Source organism: Polynucleobacter sp. 39-46-10, from assembly GCF_002282275.1.
Genome location: NZ_NCJB01000204.1, coordinates 1 through 4,295, shown reverse-complemented (window position 1 = coordinate 4,295; position 4,295 = coordinate 1). Strand labels below are relative to the sequence as shown.

General features: G+C 47.2%; 6 protein-coding genes and 1 pseudogene. 6 read left to right on the top strand and 1 reads right to left on the bottom strand.

Annotation, left to right across the window (positions count from 1 at the left end):
* Nucleotides 1-120, bottom strand: a 120-nt coding sequence (locus B7X71_RS12645) for an SDR family NAD(P)-dependent oxidoreductase (protein WP_293600916.1), incomplete at its 3' end; no start/stop codon positions are given.
* On the opposite strand from B7X71_RS12645, the pseudogene B7X71_RS12640 reads away from it, so the two are divergent.
* The 6 genes and pseudogenes from B7X71_RS12640 to B7X71_RS12615 all read left to right on the top strand — a co-directional run.
* A pseudogene (locus B7X71_RS12640) lies at nt 100-819 on the top strand (GTP-binding protein); the annotation flags it as partial. The gene B7X71_RS12645 and the pseudogene B7X71_RS12640 sit on opposite strands and share 21 nt — an antisense overlap.
* A 224-nt stretch (nt 820-1,043) precedes the next feature.
* Nucleotides 1,044-1,421 carry an RNA polymerase-binding protein DksA gene (gene dksA / locus B7X71_RS12635; protein ID WP_062307316.1) on the top strand — a complete coding sequence of 126 codons (378 nt, stop codon included), beginning with the start codon at nt 1,044-1,046 and terminating at the stop codon, nt 1,419-1,421.
* Nucleotides 1,422-1,447: 26 nt separating this feature from the next.
* The gene (argB, locus tag B7X71_RS12630) at nt 1,448-2,350 is read left to right on the top strand and encodes an acetylglutamate kinase (protein WP_114654130.1); all 903 of its coding nucleotides are present in this window, start codon (nt 1,448-1,450) and stop codon (nt 2,348-2,350) included.
* Nucleotides 2,351-2,371: 21 nt separating this feature from the next.
* Complete coding sequence (slmA, locus tag B7X71_RS12625) at nt 2,372-3,028, top strand: nucleoid occlusion factor SlmA (RefSeq protein ID WP_114654129.1); 657 nt, start codon at nt 2,372-2,374, stop codon at nt 3,026-3,028.
* On the top strand, nt 3,025-4,164 hold the full coding sequence (locus B7X71_RS12620; RefSeq protein WP_293600914.1) for a homoserine O-acetyltransferase: 1,140 nt from the start codon (nt 3,025-3,027) through the stop codon (nt 4,162-4,164). The genes slmA and B7X71_RS12620 overlap by 4 nt, the downstream gene beginning before the upstream one ends.
* Nucleotides 4,161-4,295 (top strand): methionine biosynthesis protein MetW (locus B7X71_RS12615; protein ID WP_293600915.1); only part of this gene is annotated, 135 nt, incomplete at its 3' end. The genes B7X71_RS12620 and B7X71_RS12615, both read left to right, overlap by 4 nt.

The window sequence follows — 4,295 nt, the reverse complement described above, 5'->3', positions numbered from 1 at the left end:
ACCCGGTCGCACTTTGTGCCCCGCCACGGACGAAACATTGATGATGTGCCCGGACTTTTGCCGCTGCATGTGCGGCAGCGCAGCCGCAATGCCATACAGGACGATGATGTTGCGGATCATTACGTATTGGATGCGGTGGTCACTCTTGTGGATGCCAAGCATGGCCCACAGCAGCTCACAGAGCATGAAGAGGCGCAGCGCCAAGTAGGCTTTGCCGATCAAATCTTCATTACTAAGACGGATTTGGTATCGCCGGCTGAAGTGGATGCTTTGCGCAATCGTTTAATGCATATGAATCCCCGCGCCCCAATTCAGGGTATATCTAAAGGGGTAGTGCCCTTAGACGCTGTTTTGGATCTTAAGGGCTTTAATTTGAATGCCAAGCTCGATATTGACCCTCATTTCCTAGAGCAGGACGATCATGATCACGCTACTTGTGGCCACGATCATAGCCATGACCACCATGATCACAGCACTTGTGGGCATGACCATAGTCACGACCATCATGGCCATGCAGGCCATACAGACCGCATTCAATCCTTCGTTTTTCGTAGTGATAAACCCTTTGATCATAAAAAATTAGAGGACTTCCTGGGGGGTATTTTGGAGGTCTTCGGAGAGAAGATGTTGCGCTATAAAGGCGTCCTCTATGTGAAGGGTAGCAACCGAAAAGTCGTGTTCCAGGGGGTTCATCAGATGATGGGAAGTGATTTAGCGGGTGTTTGGGGTGCTGAGCCAAAGCAAACGCGGATGGTTTTTATCGGCATTGATTTGCCTAAAGACACCCTGCTGGCTGGGCTTGAAGGGTGTTTGGCCTAAGAAATATCAAGTACAATCCGGCGCCACGGTCAATATTGATAAATATTGGCAAAAGGGCGGTAAAAGTTTGGCAGAATGAAGTAATAATGGTTTAGATCCATGGAAAGAACGAAATGACGGTAAAAACACCAACGAAAGCTACGGCTACAGCAAAAGCACCTACTAAGGCTGCAAGTGCAAAGGCTGCTAAGGGTGCCCCTTTAACAGAAGTTGAATTGCTCAAGATGTCCGAAAAGGACTATATGAATGCGGCTCAGCTGGATTTTTTCCGTCAAAAGCTCTTGACTTTAAAAGACGATATTTTGAAAAATGCCTCTGAAACTACAGAGCATTTGCGTGAGAATATTTTGGTACCTGATCCTGCTGACCGTGCAACGATCGAGGAAGAACATGCACTTGAGCTGCGCACACGTGATCGTGAGCGCAAGCTCTTGAAAAAAGTTGAGCAGGCTTTGGCCCGCATTGAGTCCGGTGACTATGGTTGGTGTGAGGAGACAGGCGAGCCGATTGGCTTGAACCGTTTAATTGCACGTCCAACAGCCAATCTCTCACTGGAGGCGCAAGAGCGTCGTGAACTTCGTCAAAAATTGTTTGGCGATTAATTACTAGACTGAATATACAAGTAGCAATGACTAAGCAATCCCCATCTATTAGCGAAATCCCACCCTTACTTAAGGCGGAGATTTTGGCCGAGGCTTTGCCTTACATTCGCGCTTATCACGGTAAGACTATTGTGATTAAGTACGGCGGGAATGCGATGGTCGAAGAGCGCCTGAAAGAAAGTTTTGCGCGCGATGTCATTTTGCTTAAGCTGGTTGGTATGAACCCAGTAGTGGTGCATGGTGGCGGTCCGCAAATTGATGAAGCCCTCAAGAAGATTGGTAAGACCGGCACCTTTATTCAAGGTATGCGCGTAACCGATGAAGAAACCATGGAAGTGGTGGAGTGGGTTCTCGGCGGTGAAGTACAGCAAGATATTGTGATGTTGATTAACCACTTCGGTGGCCAGGCGGTTGGTTTGACTGGTAAAGATGGTGGCTTGATTCGTGCGAAGAAGATGTTGGTTGCCGATGAAAAGAAAGCAGGCGGCACTATTGATTTAGGGTTTGTTGGTGAGATTGAAGCCATTAATCCGGCAGTTGTTAAAGCATTGCAAGATGACGCATTTATTCCAGTGATCTCTCCGATTGGATTTAGCGAAGAAGGTCAGGCATATAACATCAATGCTGACTTAGTCGCTGGCAAGATGGCAGAAATTTTGCATGCAGAGAAATTGGTCATGATGACCAATATTCCGGGCGTGATGGATAAGGCCGGCACACTCTTAACCGACCTGACTGCACGTGAAATTGATGGTTTGTTTGCTGACGGAACGATTTCTGGTGGAATGTTGCCAAAGATTTCCTCTGCATTAGATGCGGCAAAGAGTGGTGTGAATTCTGTTCACATCATTGATGGTCGAATTGAGCACTCACTGTTGCTTGAGATTCTGACTGAACAAGCTTTTGGAACAATGATTCGCTCCCGCTGAGAGTGGATAAGAGATATAGATATGCGTGATTCCTTAGACCCTACTGCATCAGAGATCGAAGCGACAGTTGCCGAAGAGGGTAAGACACGCAAGCGCCCGCGCCCTGGTGAACGTCGTCTACAGATCTTGCAGGTGTTGGCAGAGATGTTGCAAAACCCAAAGGGTGAGCGAGTCACTACTGCAGCATTAGCGGCAAAAATTCAGGTATCAGAAGCGGCGCTCTATCGGCATTTCGCTAGTAAGGCGCAGATGTTTGAGGGCTTGATTTCATTTATTGAGCAAACAGTTTTTGGTTTGATTAATCAGATTAATCAAAAAGAAGAATCTGGACTTGCACAAGCTCGCGGGATTTTGCAGATGCTGTTGTTCTTCGCAGAAAAGAATCCTGGCATGACTCGCGTACTTTTGGGTGATGCTTTGTTGCAAGAGGATGATCGCCTGCAAGAGCGTATTACACAGGTACTGGATCGCGTGGAGGCATCTCTCAAGCAGTCCTTACGCATTGCTCAAACCCAAGGCGGTGCTTGGGCGAATGTAAGTCAAGATGAGGTTAGTGTCCGAGCAGCTATGTTGATGAGTTGCGTCCTAGGTCGCTGGCATCGATTTGCTCGAAGCGGCTTTAAGAAGCTGCCAACCGAAGCATCTGATATTAGCCTTCGCATTCTTCTGTCCGAATGAGCGAGTTACATCTCTCTAGAAACACTATCCACTTTGCCGAGCCCTTGCCTTTGCAAAGTGGCGCCATTTTATCGAACTACGATTTAGTTATTGAAACTTACGGCAAGCTTAATGCCGATAAAAGTAATGCCGTGCTGGTTTGTCATGCGCTCAATGCATCACACCATGTAGCAGGACCCAATCCCGATGATGCAAAAGATATCGGCTGGTGGGACAACATGATTGGGCCAGGCAAGCCAGTAGATACAAATCATTTCTTTGTTATTGGGGTTAATAACTTAGGCTCTTGCTTCGGATCGACCGGGCCAATGAGCATCAATCCTGCCACTAAAAAGCCTTATGGCGCAGACTTCCCTGTCATCACGGTTGAGGATTGGGTTAATACTCAGGCGCGTTTGGCTGATAAATTGGGTATACGTCGTTTTGCTGCAGTCATGGGTGGAAGCTTGGGTGGAATGCAGGCATTAGCATGGTCTATCCAATTTCCAAAACGCCTTGGGCATTGTTTGGTTATCGCCTCGACGCCAAAACTGAGTGCGCAAAACATCGCGTTCAATGAAGTAGCGCGTAATGCTATTTTGTCTGACCCAGATTTTCATGGCGGTAATTATTACGAACATGGCGTAGTGCCGAAGCGCGGGCTGAAGTTGGCTCGTATGGTCGGACACATTACCTATTTATCTGACGATGATATGGCGGAAAAGTTTGGGCGCGAGCTGCAAAGGCCACATGGCGAATCTCAAGACTACCGCTTTAGCTTTGATGTGGAATTTGAGGTTGAAAGTTATTTGCGCCATCAAGGCGATAAGTTTTCTACTTACTTTGATGCCAATACTTATTTACTCATTACCAGGGCGCTAGATTATTTTGACCCTTCTCGTCGTTATGAAGGAAGTCTCAATCGTGCTCTAGCAGAAGTGCAAGCTAAGTTTTTGGTCGTGAGCTTCTCTACTGATTGGCGCTTCCCCCCTAATCGCAGCCGCGAAATTGTGGAATCTTTACTCAGTAATAAGAGTGAAGTGAGTTATGCAGAGATTGATGCACCACATGGGCATGATGCTTTCTTATTAGATGACTCGCGTTATCACAATCTGATTCGTGCTTATTTCAAACAAATGCTTGAGGCTAAATCATGAAGCGCGCTGACTTTGCCGCGATAGCGAACTGGATTGCGCCCAATAGTGAAGTGCTAGACCTGGGTTGCGGCGATGGTAGTTTCTTGGAGTATTTGCAGAAACAAAAGCCAGTCCATGCTTATGGCGTTGAG